This window comes from Schlesneria sp. (assembly GCF_036405755.1).
Classification (GTDB): domain Bacteria; phylum Planctomycetota; class Planctomycetia; order Planctomycetales; family Planctomycetaceae; genus Schlesneria; species Schlesneria sphaerica.
In genome coordinates, this window is sequence record NZ_DASWWZ010000360.1 from 1 (window position 1) to 15,926 (window position 15,926).

Sequence of the window (15,926 nt, forward strand, 5' to 3'; positions counted from 1 at the left end):
GGGTTCGGCCTTCGGCGCGACCAGCAGTTTGCCCGACACATCAACGCGAGTCCCCACGCCGAAGACGCGTACATCATCGACAGGTTCTTCCAACTTATACTTGTCGGCCGACCTGGCGATCGACGGTCCCATCAACAGGAGTCCGCTCAGGGCGAGGCAGACGAAGCGGGCTGTTTGGCGCATAGACAACATCCTTGTCTTGATGGTGAGGCAATTCCTGCCAGCTATTCGACGAGTGTCCCTCGATCGGCCAGGGCGAGAGCAGTAGCAACAAGTCCATCCACATCCAGCCCGATGTCGGCCAGTAATTCTTCCCGTTCACCATGTTCGATGAACCGGTCGGGGATGCCGAGGCACTTGAGATTGTTCGTGGAGACTCCCGCGGCGTTCGCAGCTTCGAGCACGGCCGCTCCGAAACCTCCGCACAGTGAGTTTTCTTCCACGGTGACGACGAATCCGGTCTCTTCAAGTGCACGGAAGATCGTCGCCTGATCGATGGGCTTGGCGAAACGAGCGTTGATCACCCCCACGTCCAGCCCCTCTTCCTTGAGACGGTCCGACGCCGCCACACAGGCTGTAAACAGCGACCCGAAGGCGACGAACATACCGTCCTCGCCCCAGCGAAGGACTTCTGACTTGCCGTACTCGATGGGACATTCAGCACGTGCCACGTGTTCAACGTTGGCTTTCGGATAGCGGATCGAAGTCGGACCGCTATGAGCCAGTGCAAAGTCGAGCATCGGTGCGACGTCCAGTTCGTCCCCCGGCGCCATCACAGTCATATTTGGGAACACACGCATGTAGGTATTGTCAAAGACACCGTGGTGCGTCGGTCCATCAGGACCCGCGAAGCCACCGCGATCCAGACAGAACGTGACCGGCAGATTCTGAAGCGCAACTTCCTGGAAGATATGATCAAAGCTTCTCTGCAGGAACGTGCTGTAGATATTCACGATCGGCCGCATCCCGCTCTTGGCCATCCCCCCCGCGAAGGCAACGGTGTGTGCCTCGCAAATTCCGGTATCGAAGAACCGATCCGGGAAATCCATGCGAACCCGGCCCAGCTTGTTCCCTTCGCACATGGCTGCAGTGAGGACGCAGACTTTGGGATCACTCTGCATGGCATCGTAAATCGCATCGCTCATCGAATTGGTATAGGCACGAGCCGTCGACTTCTTGATCGAGACGACTTCGTTCTTCGTGTTCCGTGCGAACGGGGCGGGGGCGTGGTAAGTAACCGGGTCTTCACACGCCGGCTCAAACCCATGTCCTTTCTGGGTGAAGACGTGCAGCAGGACAGGCCCGGTGACTTCCTTCACCATCTCGAGCGCATTGCGCAAGGCGAACAGGTCGTGGCCATCAACGGGACCGATATACCGGAAGCCCATCTCTTCGAACAGCATTCCCCCATGCAGGAACGCCTTCAGCGCGTCCTTGAACTGACCGATCGCATCGCGTGACGTTTTTCCGACCATCGGCAGCTTGTTCAGCAGCCAGTTCACGTCCCGTTTGAGTCCATTATAGAACGGAGCGGTCCGGGCCTTGTCGAGATAGGTCGCCAAGCCACCGACACGCGGGCAGATCCCCATCTCGTTATCGTTGAGGATGACCAGCAGGTCTTTGTTGAGTTCGGCCGCGTTGTTCATCGCTTCGAAGACCACGCCCGATGGCAGTGCACCGTCACCAATGACAGCGACCGACTTGCGGGACGAATCGCCCAGCAGATCATCTGCCGCTTTCATCCCCAGGACGGTCGAAACACTCGCCCCGGCGTGGCCCGTCATGAACAGGTCGTAGGGGCTTTCATTCGGATTGGGAAAGCCCATCAGCCCCCCCTTGGTCCGAATCGTGGAAAACTGTTCGAAACGGCCGGTGATCAGTTTGTGCGGATAGATCTGGTGACCGGTATCCCAGATCAGGCGATCCTTGGAGAAGTCGTAGACTAGATGAAGCGCGAGGCACAGCTCGACAACACCCAGATTGCTGGCAAAGTGAGCCGACCGTTCCTGCACCAGGTTACACAACGCCTCACGAATCTCGTCAGCCAGTTGAACCAGCTGCTGGTCCGTCAGACCTTTGAGATCCCGGGGCGAGTGAATTCGTGGCAGCAGTTCAAACTTCATTATCGACTCCAGTGAATTAATTCCCGAAACGAAATGGGAATCATATCTTATACGCTACCGACGCTCAGCGTTCGGTCTTAGTGATCTCGTCTCGCGACAAACTTGGCCAGTTCCCCTAGCGGGTGAGCTCCAGCCCCCAACGGCTCGATCAGTCGACATGCCTCAGTGATCAGGTCATCTGCTTTTTTGCGGCTGGCATCGATCCCCAGCAAAGCAGGATACGTCATTTTCCCCAGTGTCGCGTCTTTTCCCACCTTTTTGCCAAGCTTTGCGGCATCTCCGGTCACATCCAACAAGTCATCCGCAATCTGAAAGGCCAAACCAACACGTTTTCCGAATTCCTGTAGCCGGTGAATCGAATCAACACTCGCCTGCGCAACGCGAGCCCCCATGGTGACGGCCGACGTCAACAATCGCCCGGTCTTACGCTGGTGAATCGCTTCAAGCTGGGCAAGATGGACGCGATTCTTTTCGGGATCGGAACCAGAGCCATGTGCATCGGTCGGATTCTGGTTCTGCTTTTCCAGTTGCTGTTCGGCTTCCAGATCTGCGACCTGCCCCCCCACCATCCCACAACAACCGGCGGCTGAAGCCAGATCGGCGCAGCAGGCCGCAGCGACCGCTGCTGGCTGAATATCGCGGGCGAGAACTTCAAAGGCGAGCGTCAGCAGCGCATCCCCTGCCAGAATCGCCATCCCTTCGCCGAACACCTTATGGTTGGTCAACCGTCCGCGGCGATAATCATCGTCGTCCATCGCCGGCAGATCGTCATGGATCAACGAATAAGTGTGTATCATTTCGACAGCGCAAGCGGCGGGCAGTGCCTCTTCCAGCTTGCCTCCACACGCTTCGCAAGCGAGTAGCACCAGCACGGGGCGAAGGCGTTTGCCCCCGGCCAGAAGGCTGTAAGACATTGCCTCACGCAATTTCTCGGGACAGTCAGTCGACGTAGTCATGTAGTCGGCCAACCGCGCGTTAACGCGGTTACGCAACTCTACCAGATCGATTTCAAACTGTTGGCCAGCCACTGACATTGAGTCCACCCGCATCCATGCGACTACTTCAAGAGATCGCTCAGGCCACCCTTCGACCAAACCCAAGCCGCGGTCCATCAACGCAGTATGCTAATCAACAGACTGACTTAGATCAAAGTCGCACCGAACAAAATCAGCAAAAAGATCCATGCCCGCGGTTAATCCCCGACAACACATGCCTTTATTGGTGATGAGAGAAACGCAGGCATAAGTGCCACGAATTTCACGACTTGCTGCCATCGGGTCTCGCCAGCAGTTCCTCGCACCACCTCATTCAAAGCCGGTTCGCAGGACAGGACGGGACGACAGGCCCACTGAAGAATCGCACAGCCTGGGGGGCAGACATTCCCCGCCCGTCGGCGCAGGAAAGTTCATCTTGACCGTCTTGCCATCTGAACATAACTTCCGCGCCATTCCCGAAGCACAATCTGAATTCGAGTCAGGAACGGTCCTTCATCAGACACGTTCGCCAGCATCACTTCAAAGCTGATCACATCCCGATCTTCGCCATTGATTCTCACAGTTCAGGCTAGTGCATACGAGCTGGCGATCCCAGCTTACAGGTCCACGATCGTCGAAGCTCGAGCGGCATCGATTCACTGTGAAAGGAATCACAATCCATGAACGAGTTCAATTCAACAGGCTTCAGCCGACGCCATTGGCTCCATTCGGCTGCAATCGCTGCCGCCACTCCCGCATTGTTATGGGCCCGCCCGGCTGCTCCGATCGAGATCAATGACGAAGACGAAGAGGATGACCAGAAATATCAGACCAAGGTCAATACACCTCTCATCGGCGACCATACGACCTTCGCGGGCCTGGATCCGATTGTTCTTCACGGCGTCGGTCTGGTCCGCGGACTTTCGGGAACCGGTGGTGACCCGGCTCCTTCCCAATTCCGTTCCCTGCTGATGGAAGACCTGAAGCAGCAGGGATATCGGGTGCCCAATGCGATCCTCGAGTCACCGACCACCGCACTCGTGACCGTGCGAGCCTACCTGTCGCCGACCGCCAAAAAAGGGGATCGTCTGGATGTCGAAGTCCAGATCCCGGAAAGCGCCAATGCCACCAGCCTGGTGGGGGGTGAACTGCTGGATGTCCGCCTGTCAGACAAAGCCATGGTCGGCGGCGAGCTCAAGAGCGGTTGGGATTACGCCATCGCCCGTGGCCCCGTTCTGACTGCCGGACTGGCCGCTCACACCACCACGGAACCTGCTTTGCTGCGTCGGGGCCGCGTTCTCAGTGGAGCGGTCGTCAAGAAGGAACGCGAGCTCTCGATGTTCCTGAAAAACGACTTCCGCAGCGTTCGAAATGCACAACGCATCGCCGACGCCATCGGACGTCGCTTCCACCACTTCGATGAACATGGCATCAAGAAACCACTTGCGACCGCCAAGACTGATCAACGGCTGGTTCTTTCGGTCCACCCCCGTTATCGCGATAACTTTCCCCGCTATCTGCAGGTCATCCGGCACATGGCGTTTCGCGAAGAGCCGATTCAGCTGCGCGTCCGTATGACCCGCCTGGCCCACGATCTGCAAGTTCCCGAAACGGCTCACTCCAGTGCACTGCAACTCGAAGCCATCGGCAACGATTCGATCCCGATTCTGAAAAAAGGGATCGTCGCCCCAACATTGGAATCCCGTTTTCACTCTGCCGTGGCGCTGGCCTACCTGGGTGACTCATCCGGTTTACCCGCCCTCGTCGAAGCGGCCCGAAAGGAACGTGCCTTCCGCGTCTTTGCGTTGTCCGCCATCTCAACTCTGGAAGACGCAGAAGCTCATCTGGCCCTGCGGGAATTGATGAACGAGGCCAATGACGAGACCCGCTACGGTGCTTTCCGCGCACTCTGGACGCTCGATCGAAACGACCCCTTCATTCGGGGCGAACGACTCGGGATTCGCGAGGGGGACGAGAACCTCGACAACGAGTACAAGCTGCATGTCGTTCACACGACCGGCCCCGATCTCGTCCACGTCACTCTGAGAACCCGACCTGAGATTGTCGTCTTCGGAGCTCATCAGGAATTTCGCCCCCCCATGTACGCATCGGCGGGGAAGAAGATCATCGTGACTGCTCAACCCGGAGCCACAACGGTCTCGCTGGCACGATTTGAAGTGGGTAAACCAGATGAGCGTAAAGAAGTTTCACTGAAGGTCGCGGACGTGATCCGGGCCGCAAACGAACTGGGTGCGACGTACCCGGATGTTCTGCAACTTCTGGCCGACACCTCCAAGCAGAAGAACCTGGCCGTCCCACTCGCCGCAGACAAACTGCCGGCAGCCGGCCGTGTCTACCATCGTCCCTCGGCCGATGCGATCACCGGGGGTAAACGGGCAGTCAAGATTGGACGCGACCAGTCCGCTCCCGGCAGCTTTCCCGCCATCCATGATCCTGACGAAGCCGCTCGCCGGAAAGAAGACTCGGCTCGCGAAGAGCGGGGCGATGACGAAGAAAGAAGCGGAACCATGGCCAACATTCCCGTCGAGCCGATCAACAGTGAACCGGCAGAAATGGAATCCAGCAGTTCCAGGTCATCCAAAAAGAAAGGTGACAAATCCAAGGGAAGCTGGTCCTGGTTCAATAAAAAATAGCACGTCCCCATTCCCATCCTGTTCCCGCCGAAAGCCGAGGCCCATCCCGACATACTGAATCCACTTCACTCAGGGACGCTCACACTCCCCGGACCGAAAAAGATCCGAAGAGCAGAGCGCTCCCCTCTGCGAGTCCCGTCAACGACACGAAGGCCGCACCAGCGACCGACCGGGAATGAGTCATTCCCTTACGCGATACCCCAAAATGCTCAAGTCACTCGAACTGTTCGGCTTCAAGAGTTTCGCCGACCGAACTCGATTCGATTTTTCGACAGGTATTAACTGCGTTGTCGGACCGAATGGGAGCGGGAAGAGCAACGTCGTCGACGCAATGAAGTGGATTCTGGGGGACCAGTCCGCCAAAAGTCTCCGTGGCAAAGAGATGACGGACGTCATCTTCAACGGTTCGTCCAGTCGTAAAGCCAGCGCCTTTGCCGAGGCGACATTAACCTTTGATAACTCCCAGGGTCAGCTTCCGCTCGATATGCAGGAAGTTCAGATCGGCCGAAGAATCTGGAGAAACGGGGATGCCGAGTACCTTCTCAATCGGGCTCCCGCGCGACTGAAGGATATCAAGGACCTGTTTCTGGGAACGGGCGCGGGGACAGCCGCCTACAGCATCATCGAACAGGGACGTGTCGATCAGATTCTGCAGGGAAATTCGGCCAGCCGACGAGCTGTCTTCGAAGAGGCGGCGGGAATCAGCCGTTTTAAGGCCCGAAAGGTTGAGGCGCAGAAAAAACTCGAACGCGTCGGTCAGAATCTCGAACGGCTGACCGACATCGTCGACGAAGTCGAAGCGCAACTCAACTCCACTCGCAGCCAGGCTGCCAAGGCGGCCAAATACCACGATATCTCGACCGCGCTGAAGCAGTGGTGGCTGGGTTTGGCGGCAGATGATTTCCGACACCTCACTGCCGAACGAAAAATCCTGGAGGATCAACTTGTCGTCTCCAGCGGGCGACTTGCCGTCTTGAACGAGCGACAGGCTGTCATCGAACAACGTGAGGCGGCCTTCGACGCGGAACTCGCTACGCTCGATGATCAACTTCGCGACGTCGAACGCCAGAACTCCATCGGACGCGAAGCGATCGCCGGTCACGAAGCGACGATTCAGTTCCAGAGTGCTCGTCTTCAGGAACTGGAGTCAGAGCTTGCACGTCTCCGCAAGCAGAAGCTGACCCTGGCCCGCCGGGCACAAGCGACAACGCTGGAGATCGAGCTCGAGCAGCAGCGGCTGGAACAAGTCGAAGCCGACTACGCGACGAATCAGCAACGCGTTGCGGACGAGGAAGAACGCCTGCAGGTGGCGGCACGCCAGCTTGCAGAACGACGCGAAGAAGTGGAACGTGACCGCACCCAGCGTCTGGAACTGACCCGAACCGTCTCGGCCTCCACCAACTCCGTCGCCTCGCTACGGGCTCATATTGCGGGACAGCAGACCGATCGACAAAGAATCCTGTCTCTGCGTGACGCTCTTGAAGGGACTCTTGCCGAACGGGAAATCGAGCGGGGACGCTGCCTCGAGCGCGCTAACGTCGCTGCCCAGATCCAAACCGCCGCGTTGCAAAGCCTGCGGAACACTCAGGCTCACCGCAGCCACCTGATGGGAGTTCAAGAGAATGCCAAACAATCGCTCGCGGAACTGAGAGAACGCCGCAGTGCAGCGCAGGCGCGCAAGAGCCTGCTGGAAGACCTCGAACTGCGTCAGGAAGGGGTGGGGATTGGGGTGAAAGATATCCTCACCCGAGCCCGCACATCGCGAGAAGCGCCGTGGAATTCCATCCAGGGCTGCGTTGCTGACCTGCTGGATGTCGATCTCGAACGGGCCGCACTGCTCGAAGTGGCACTCGGCTCGCGGGCTCAGCTCATCATTCTCAAAGAGTATCAGGCACTGCTCGATTACCTGAACCAGGGGACCGTTCAGCTTTCGGGTCGCGTCGGCTTTCTGGCGATTCCCGATCGCACCAGCCGCGCTGCTGTCCCCCCCGTCACTCGAAATCACCGCTTCATCCATCTGCAGCTCAATCCTGCGGCCCTGCCTGATCTCTCTCAGGAACCCGGGGTCGTCATGCGTGCCGATTTGCTGGTCGCTTCCACCAAGGGAATCGAGGGACTTGCCGCGGCGGTCCTGGCCGACACCTGGATCGTCCAATCCATGGACGTGGCCGTGCGCCTTGCAACGGGACCCGGTGCGAACTTGCGATTCGTGACGCTGCAAGGGGAATTGCTCGAAGCGAATGGAACCCTGATCGTCGGTCCGATCCGTAGCGAAACCTCACTGCTGTCTCGCAAGAGCGAACTGCGGCGACTGAAGAACGACCTGTCCCTGCTCGATCGTGATATCACCGCCGCAGAAAGCTCGCTTCAGGCGATGTATCAGTCACTCACCGGCGCCGACACGGAACTGGAGGCCGCTGCGGCGGAACTCGACTATGCGAATCAGCGACTGGCCGATCTCAAGGCGGAACTGTCTGCCGTTGATCAAACCCTCGATCGGCTGAAACAGGAACGGCAGACCCTCACCGAACAACTTGCCAGCAGCGATGAGATCCTGCGAAACCAGCAACAGGAACTCGCACTGGTGGAAGAACAGGCTCTCGCAACCGAGCAACAGCTCCAGCAACTTGCGGCAAAACTCGATGTCGCCGGAGAGGAACTGCAGACGCTGGAAAAAGCTTGTCGAGAGATTGAGCACCGACGGAGTGAAGGGCAGCTCGACCTCGTAAAACAGCGAGAACGTCTCGACGGACTTCAGGCCCACGTGCTGCGGCTGAAAGTCGAGCACCAATCCCGTTCTGCACAGGATGAAGAAGCAGAACGCCGATTCGTGATGTCGACGAGTAAACGATCGCAGATCCTGCTTCAGATCCTGAATACCCGTGCCATGCGTGACGAATTACTGCTCACGGCCGAACAGATCCAGACGGCGGCACGAGGACTCGACCGACAGAAAATGGGCCTTCGCGTGGAGCGAAGTCAGATCGTCGAGCAGGAACTGGTCATCCGCAAGGAACGCCGTGAACTGGCCGATCGCCATCATACGGACGAGATCCGCGTCCGCGACATGAATAACTCACTCGCCAAACTGGCCGAGCAACTCGAAGAAGATTACCAGTTGCAACTGTCTGAGGTAGTCCAGTCAGGTGTTTCCGCATTCAAACTCTTCCTCGACGAACGGGGCGGGCTGGGTAAGAATGGGCTGAACGCAGGCCGAAAGTCCGCAGCGGCTAAGGCCGCTGCACCAGGGGACGGGTCCCACGAGGCGACCAGCGATCTGGCGGCGGGTGAATTCGAAACCCGGATCACCCGCGAAGCGCATTCCGGGCACGCAACCGACCCGGCTGCTGGTGAAATGGCAGCGACCGGCAGCGACCATCCGGATGACGACGCTACGGACACCGACGAAGATTCGCCATTTGGCGGATTGCGATTCGAAGACGTCCGGCCGGAAATTGAATCCCGTGTGAACCGGTTGCGAAAACAACTGAAACTGATGGGGGCCGTCAACACGGACAGCCTCCGCGATCTGGACATGCTGGAAAGCCGCTATTCGCAGCTTTCATCCCAATTGCAGGACCTGGTCGAAGCCAAACAGACACTGGAAGACATCATCCGGAAGATCAATTCCGAAAGTCGGCGCCTGTTCTCCGAGACGTTCGAGACAATTCGAAAGAATTTTCAGGAACTGTTCCGTCAGGTGTTCGGTGGAGGTGAAGGGGACATTGTCCTCGAAGACCCCGACGACGTGCTCGACTGCGGCATCGACATCGCAGCCCGTCCCCCCGGGAAAGAACTTCGCAGCATTTCCTTGCTGAGCGGGGGTGAAAAAACCATGACGGCCATCGCCTTGATCATGGCGATCTTCAAGAGCAAGCCCAGCCCGTTCTGTATCCTTGACGAAGTCGATGCAGCACTGGACGAAGCCAACGTCGAACGGTTCACTGCGGTGGTGAAGGCATTCCAGCAATCCACCCAGTTCATCATGATCACGCACCATAAGCGATCAATGACGGTCGCCGACGTCCTCTACGGAGTGACGATGGAAGAGTCGGGGATCTCAAAACGAATGAGCGTCCGATTCGAAGACGTCAGCGACGACGGCAACTTTAAGACATCGCCTCAACAATCGTCCGCTGCGTAGCACTGCGATCCCCACCCCGTTTCGCGATCGGGCAATACGTGACGATCGGCCAGGAACAGGCGTGGATCACGCCCTGAAAGGGACTCAGCCCCGATCAGGCGGCTTTGCGATGGCACTGCCGCCCACACCCTCGGCACCCGGCAGCACCCCTCGCGTTCCCGGTGGATCAGCCGGTCATCATTGAGTCTGAGACGCCCGTTCCGTTCGACCGCCGCTTGTACGGGAAACAAAAACGAACCGGACCGACCGCGCATCCAAAAGGGCTTCTGATGAGGGCGAGTCCTGTGACGAGCGTTTCCTCTTGCGGATACGTTGCGGCTGATGTGCGGGGAACGAGGTTCCGTACCCAGGCCGGCTGCGAGGTTCGATCGCCTCTGTTACAGCGAAGGCCGTAAAAGAAAAACGGGCTGTGGTGAAACCACAGCCCGCTTTTCTCAACTTTGCACTATGACCGATTTAGATCAAACGTGTGACCGTTTTCATATCAAACCGTTTCTGAACCGACTGCCTGACGGCGTCGCAACTTCGTCACGAAGCCGATTGTGACAAGTCCGATCCCCGACATGAGGAACGACGAAGGTTCGGGCACTGCGGTCAGAACTTCTGAAATTCCGTAGACCTGGTAGAGGTCGGTATTCAGTTGGACACCGGCTGGAATCGAGAGCCACGTGTAACCACCGATACCACCGAGGATGCTCCCGGTTTCCGACTTGTTATTGCCGTTAAAGCCGCTTGATCCCAATCCCCACTGGACCGGTGGATCGCCAGGAACGGGAATCGTTGCGTACGTCGTACCAATCCCGCTGGATCCGGTCCAGACAAGACCTGAGTAGTCGTTACCATCCAGGTCCTGGCTGATGTTGGCCTGAAGTCCACCGGCACTCCACAATCCCCCTGCAGCGGTGGTGTCCGAGTTGGCAACCTTAGTTCCGTCAGCCAGGTAGACTGCCGTACCGGTTTGTCCAACGTGATCACGGGCGTTTACCGTGTTGGTGGAGGCCATTGCCTGCCACTGAACAGTGACTCCGTTGTAAGTGGCGCCCCCTGCTTGTGCATTCACAAAATCATCGTAGTCGCTGATGTTCGAAGACGTTGCATTGGTGGTGTTTGGTGTGACAAACACGATGCGGAACTGTTGTCCCCCCCAGACACCTGGTGGCGTTGCGATCGCACCGGCAAAGCACTGGCTTGCACCGTTAACAATCAGGAGCGCAGCACAGAGCAGCGCACGACGGGTTAAGAATTTCGGTAGGATTCTCATCTGGTGGTCTTTCTTCAATTTCTAGCACGATCGAATGTTAAGAGCGCGGATTGTTGAAACGTCGCATCAGCGGGTGGGTCCTGCGACCGAGAAGGTCACATGGCGTTCTCCCCTGAAACCAAACTTGTCTTCACGTCCATCCTCGTTAAATCCGCTAAACCTGTTTGAAATCCAATCTACTCGATCGGTCGCGGGCCAACGTCTTCGAGTCCGTCGACCCGCTCAACTGCGTCATTCCATCTCTCCGAATCTTCGACTCGGAAACAATGACGACATTGGACTTCCTTACCACAACCATCCGGTAAGCATGATCTGCAGGGTCCTAAGAAGTCCCCCAATCAGCCATTCCTTCGACTGTGATGTGGGTCCGTTCACCCAACCCGTCCCTGGAAATTTTTCCTTAAAATCCACTTGCCTTTCAGCAATGCGAACCTATGAATCCTTAAAACCACCTCCACATGCGTTACGGTCACAACAAACGCACAGCAGGCAGCTCCACGGGATTATCCCAACATTGATTTTTTCAGCAAGACTTTTTTTGGCTTCCATGCGGAGTGCTGCGGCTTTACGCAGCTACGCGTAACGCGAATTCACGCTTTACCACTGAACAAACAGAATAAGTAACTTGGGTAGTCACGACATTTGTCCAGTCTGTTAAGCGTAAGCCCCAATCTCTCCAAAACCCTGACATTCGCGTCAACGAACTTTCGACGAGTGGAGATCAAATCCGACCTGACTTCACTTTCAAAATGGCAGATGTACGCAAGGCAGCGACAACTGTTCGAAAGATTACCCCAAGACGGACCAGCCCACCCCCGTGCACGTACCATGCCACCCACAGACAGGCCGTCGCCTCTTCGCAAGGGACCTGCCTGTGGAAATTGCAAGCTTCCTGCTCGCCGGACCTCACCACTTCCTCGGTCGCGATGATTCGCCGAGCCCCAGACCTCGCTACCGCACAGCTTTTGACCTGCTGCCCTAGCGAAAAACCAATCTGGAGCAACTCCGTCACCCCCAATTCGCCAGACGTAGGAGGCTCGACCGTTCCGATTCTGTCCTCTTTTCGCAACTCCACCGTCAACATCCTGACGACATCGACCGGAAGAAAGACAGGTTAAGAAAGCAGAATCGGATCCCAGCCCCGTCGAGTCGACTACTGGCGCCTGGAGAGAATTCCGCCGTGAACAAGATGTCACTTGACCGCCCGACCTGGTCCTCAATCGACCAGAGAACGACTGATCAGCTGACAAGCTTCCGGCGCTACTCTCGATGATGGGAGAAGCAACATCATGCGCTGTTGAGGTGCCTTCCCTGGGCCCTGTCGCACCGCTGCCGACGTCACTGCGGCGAGACCACTTAGTCTCGCCAAGCGGAATTGAAGAGTCGCTCAAGCTCCGAGAGCCCGAACGCTGCCGAAAGAAAGAGCAGAATTCGACAGAGAACTGAACCTCAATAGTGACAAGATCTGCACACGAGAACAGTGTCGATCGAGACTGGACGCTGCTTATTCGATTTGGCGAAAATCGGATTCGCTTCCGAAAAGCTCTGCGACCAGCAACCATCAACAACCATCCACTTGCGGCTTGAGCGCTCAATCCTTTGGTGGAACCGTGTCAATCCTTTGGTCCGAGTTCCATTACTCTTCACGTCTTCGTGCGCACGAAACCGAAGCAACTGCAGAAAGGTGTGACCAGCATTTCCGAACAGGCGCTTCGCTTTCCTTGAACACTTCCACAAAATAGCGACATTGGCTGGTGTTTTTCTAGGCCACATCTTCCAAAAAAACGAAAAACCGCACCATTCCCGTACACTAACCCGCGCACAACGCATCAAAGTGACACTATGAACCAACACGATATTCGGTCCATCAAATTCTTACTTTCATGGCTACACTCGACGAAGGAAATCCGCTAACATTCGGGATTCGTCGACGGTCCGCCGGGTCTATTGCTTTTCGATAGACGGTTTCGGTTGTTTTTGGTTGAAGGTCTCTATAGATGTCCAAAGTCGAATTGAAGAAGATTGACGTGAAGATCGCCCTGGCCGAAAAGTACGAGCGACTTGCCTCTGTTGCCGGAAGCAAGCCAAAGCGACGAACCTGGATGTTCCACGCGAATCATTTCCGCAATCAGGTCAAGGCCATGCGTGACAAGCTCGGAATCAAGGAATAGGTCGGCACTCCGCACTCGCACCGTGCACACCAGAGTCGCATGCGCACCAGAGTCGAATGTCGCGAGATGACACCCCGCAGAGATCGTTAGACTGACACCGACTGAGGGGAAGTTTTCCAGCAGCCATCGGCACCTCGGATGTGGTCCAGACACAAAGGACGCGGTGCAGATACAGTGACCTCGTCTAGCACGCCAGCAGAGAAACCAGAACAGCTCCTGCATCACGATTCACCGCCAGTCGCCCATCCCGCGACATGGCGAACCGGGCAGGTCCAGCCGACACAACCCCGGCAATCCGCTTGTCGTCAAACCACAATCAGCCGACGCGGTAGCCAGCGGGCCTCGCACTAAAACAAAGAACTCACCCCGACAAATCGGGGTGAGTTCTTTGTTTTATCGACCGGAAACCGCGATCCATTCCGCCGCCAGCGGGAACACATCGCCCAATCTCAAACACCCCTGCAGACGGCCCCGGGAGAACGACTCGGAACCGAAGCGAAAAAGGGGCACTCCAAAGACAACAGGACCAATCCTCCACCGCAAGGGCGGGAGCGCGGCAGGGGCGCGAATCGACAGCGACTGAGACCAGAGCCCTCAAGGGGCCCTTTTTTGTCTCCACACAGCCCGACCGACTCGAAACCGAGCCGGGGGCCGCATGAATGTCGCCGATCAGTCAGACGACGTTATTCATCGTCGTCGTCTTCTTCTTCCTCTTCTTCATCCTCGTCGTCTTCTTCCTCTTCTTCCTCCTCGTCCTCGTCTTCCAGGCTGGCTCTTTTCAGAACCTTCTGTTCATCATCTTCAATTTCGGCAACGGAAATTGGCTTGGAAGTACCGGGTGGCTCACCGATGACTTCTTTCAATGGCTGAATGAAGTACATCTTCTTGGACTTCTGGCGCAGCAGCTCAATCTTCTCTTCGGCGGCATCTCGCTGGTCGTAGGGGAATCGCCCCTCTTCTTTCATGCTGCCGTTGTACACGACCCAGACCAATCGCTTGCGAGCCTGGACCTTTTCCTTCACTCGCTTGGTTTTGGTGCCGGCCGCCTTCTTTGTCTTTTTTGGAGTGTCGACCGAGCCGCCGCGAGCTTCAACAGCTTCGACCTGCTTTCTCAACTCCATGCGTTTGCTAGCCATTGCGAACGTCGCCTTTTCGATTGATTCTTCTACGAGGAAAACCGGGCGATTCACGCACCCGGCAGATTTTGCTGCTTCCAGTATATCTCAAGGGGATTCGGACCGCCAACAGAGACCTGAAACCGGCGCATCTGGCCATTCTGAGCCGCAAACCGGCACGCTCGCTGAAATCACTACAAAACTTTCTACTGAATTAATCAGAAAAAGTTGTGCAAGCGTGTGAATTCATCCGATGAATAGACTGCGGGGAGCCAGCGCGCCTCGCGGGCGGAGCTTGCTTCGCCTGCCAGTGACGGATGAGACCAGATCGAGGGGTACTTCGGTTTGGCGTTCGAAAATCAAGTCCAGCGACACACAATGCCATTCGGGTGCCGCCCTTGCGAACGATTCCGCTCACCAGCCTCAGAGATGTCAGGGAGGAATTGGAAGGAGAACGTTCCATGCGAAAGTACGGGAAGTGGGTGTTAACGCTCAGCTTGCTGGCGGCAACCCCCGGTTTGAATTTCGCGGCGAGTCCGAAGTCGAAGGAGTCGAAACCTGCGGCCGGATCTCGAGCAGCGAAGACCGACAATCAGCGCGTTGCAGAATCGATTGCAAACGCGCTCAAAGGCAAGGTTCAGGGCGAGATCAGCATTGAATACCGGGACGGCACCGCTGTTCTGAGTGGTTCCGTGAACGACCCCAAGATCCGCGATAAGGCAACCGAACTGGCTGGAAAAGTTTCCGGCGTCAACAAGGTTGACAATCGCCTGGCCGTCAATGGCAAGAAAGGCTCACCATCACGTTCACGTGGTGCTGACGCCGAAGGATCGACCAACAGTGTCGTTCAGGCAGGACACGCCGGCGAATCCGCCAAGCGTGACCGCGTCAAGCAAGTCAACTCCGAAGTAATGGCTCCAGAAGGAGTCAGTGCCAATGGAGCGGCTGTCGGGAACCAGGAGATCGCCCAGCAGATCGGTGAAGTTCTGACTTCAGCCCATCTGGACGGCTACGACATTTCGATTCAGTTCCAGAACGGTGTCGCCACCCTGGAAGGAACGGTCGGAACGCAGGCCGAACGGGCTGCTGCCGAACGTGCCACAAGATCGGTCCCTGCCGTGCAGAAAGTCGCCAACCGGCTGCGATGTGCCGACAGCATGGGCCCCGGCCCCGCCGCTCGTGGCAATGTCCGCGGTGCAGCCTACATGCCTCAAGGTGGCCCTCAGTACGCCGCCATGTCGCAGCAGTATCCAGGTCAGCAGATGTCGGGTCAGGAACTTCCTCCTGCTCCTGCACCAGGACAGGGATACCCAGGCTACGGAGGTCCAGCCGGTGGCGGGATGCCAATGGGACCGGGGGGAGCTCCTCCTTATCCGCCTGCCTACGGGCATCCAGGTGGTGGAGCCAATCCTGCTGTGTACAACAGCCCCAGCATGCCAGACCACGCGTGGCCCTCGTATGCTCAGTACCCCAACTCCGCTGCG

The 15,926-nt window shown here is 57.2% G+C and carries 9 protein-coding genes; 4 read left to right on the forward strand and 5 right to left on the reverse strand.

Annotated elements, in window-relative coordinates; translation table 11 throughout:
- The 3 genes from VGE80_RS12370 to VGE80_RS12380 all read right to left on the reverse strand — a co-directional run.
- Window positions 1-183: hypothetical protein (locus VGE80_RS12370; RefSeq protein ID WP_440592884.1), on the reverse strand; the 183-nt coding region annotated here is incomplete at its 3' end.
- Window positions 184-224: 41 nt separating this feature from the next.
- Entirely contained in the window at window positions 225-2,123 is a 1,899-nt protein-coding gene (dxs, locus tag VGE80_RS12375) for a 1-deoxy-D-xylulose-5-phosphate synthase (RefSeq protein WP_373650008.1), read from the reverse strand.
- A 77-nt stretch (window positions 2,124-2,200) separates the two neighbouring features.
- Window positions 2,201-3,157: a polyprenyl synthetase family protein gene (locus tag VGE80_RS12380; protein ID WP_440592885.1), complete on the reverse strand. Its 957-nt coding sequence runs from the start codon at window positions 3,155-3,157 to the stop codon at window positions 2,201-2,203.
- Window positions 3,158-3,777: 620 nt separating this feature from the next.
- On the opposite strand from VGE80_RS12380, the gene VGE80_RS12385 reads away from it, so the two are divergent.
- A complete protein-coding gene (locus tag VGE80_RS12385) occupies window positions 3,778-5,751 on the forward strand; it encodes a flagellar basal body P-ring protein FlgI (protein ID WP_440592886.1) in 1,974 nt (657 codons plus the stop codon).
- 175 nt (window positions 5,752-5,926) lie between these two features.
- The gene (locus tag VGE80_RS12390) at window positions 5,927-9,895 is read left to right on the forward strand and encodes an AAA family ATPase (RefSeq protein ID WP_440592887.1); all 3,969 of its coding nucleotides are present in this window, start codon (window positions 5,927-5,929) and stop codon (window positions 9,893-9,895) included.
- A gap of 484 nt (window positions 9,896-10,379) precedes the next feature.
- On the opposite strand, the gene VGE80_RS12395 is transcribed toward VGE80_RS12390, so the two are convergent.
- Window positions 10,380-11,156, reverse strand: a complete 777-nt coding sequence (locus VGE80_RS12395) for a PEP-CTERM sorting domain-containing protein (RefSeq protein ID WP_440592888.1) — start codon at window positions 11,154-11,156, stop codon at window positions 10,380-10,382.
- A gap of 1,997 nt (window positions 11,157-13,153) precedes the next feature.
- On the opposite strand from VGE80_RS12395, the gene VGE80_RS12400 reads away from it, so the two are divergent.
- Window positions 13,154-13,327, forward strand: a complete 174-nt coding sequence (locus tag VGE80_RS12400; RefSeq protein WP_373650003.1) for a hypothetical protein — start codon at window positions 13,154-13,156, stop codon at window positions 13,325-13,327.
- 683 nt (window positions 13,328-14,010) lie between these two features.
- Here the strand turns inward: VGE80_RS12400 and VGE80_RS12405 are convergent.
- A complete protein-coding gene (locus VGE80_RS12405; RefSeq protein ID WP_397571701.1) occupies window positions 14,011-14,463 on the reverse strand; it encodes a hypothetical protein in 453 nt (150 codons plus the stop codon).
- Window positions 14,464-14,903: 440 nt separating this feature from the next.
- On the opposite strand from VGE80_RS12405, the gene VGE80_RS12410 reads away from it, so the two are divergent.
- On the forward strand, window positions 14,904-15,926 hold a 1,023-nt coding region (locus VGE80_RS12410; RefSeq protein WP_440592889.1), incomplete at its 3' end, for a BON domain-containing protein.